General features: G+C 76.5%; 1 pseudogene. It reads left to right on the top strand.

From position 1 onward, the window contains the following. Window positions 1-69: 69 nt before the first annotated feature. A pseudogene (locus KN815_RS42650) lies at window positions 70-752 on the top strand (hypothetical protein); the annotation flags it as partial.

The raw sequence follows: 752 nt of genomic DNA, 5'->3' as shown, positions 1-752 counted from the left end.
CGGGCCGCGAGCCGCGTCGCCGGGACGCCGGCGACCGGCGGGACGTCCGCGGCTCGGGGCCGCGCCGCGATGGCGATCGTGGTGGTTTCCGGCGTGATGACCGCCGTGACGAGCGGCGTGATGAGCGGCCGCGTGGGCCGCGCCGCGATGACGACCGCGGTGGGTTCCGCCGCGATGACCGCCGAGACGATCGCCGGGATGATCGCAGGGACGACCGGCCCCGTGGGCCGCGTCGGGACGATGACCGGGGAGCCCGCCCGGGCGGCTTTGGGCGCCGCGACGACCGGGGCGGGGGCGGCCGTCCCACCGGCCGTTACGAGCGTCGGGACGACCGGCGTGATGACCGTCGGGACGACCGACCGGGCGGGCCGCGCAGGGACGACGACCGCGGCGGGTTCCGCCGGGATGACGACCGTGGCGGGTTCCGCCGGGATGACCGTCGTGATGATCGGCCGCGCGGGCCGCGGCGCGATGATGATCGTGGTGGGTTCCGTCAGGGTCAGGGCGGCTTCCGCCGGGACCGTGACGATCGGCCGGGCTTCCGCAGGGACGACGACCGCGGTGGCTACCGGCGCGATGACCGTCGCGACGACCGGCCGGGTGGCCCGCGTCGTGACGACAACCGTGGCGGATTCCGCCGTGACGATCGGCGTGATGACCGGTCGGGCGGTCCGCGCCGCGATGACGACCGTGGTGGCTACCGGCGTGATGACCGGGACCGTGGCGGGCGTGACGAGCGGCCTTCGCACCGC

The organism is Streptomyces niphimycinicus (genome assembly GCF_018883605.1).
Classification (GTDB): domain Bacteria; phylum Actinomycetota; class Actinomycetes; order Streptomycetales; family Streptomycetaceae; genus Streptomyces; species Streptomyces niphimycinicus.
The sequence above is the reverse complement of the archived record's forward strand: the minus strand, read 5'-3'. Positions and strand labels throughout refer to the sequence as shown.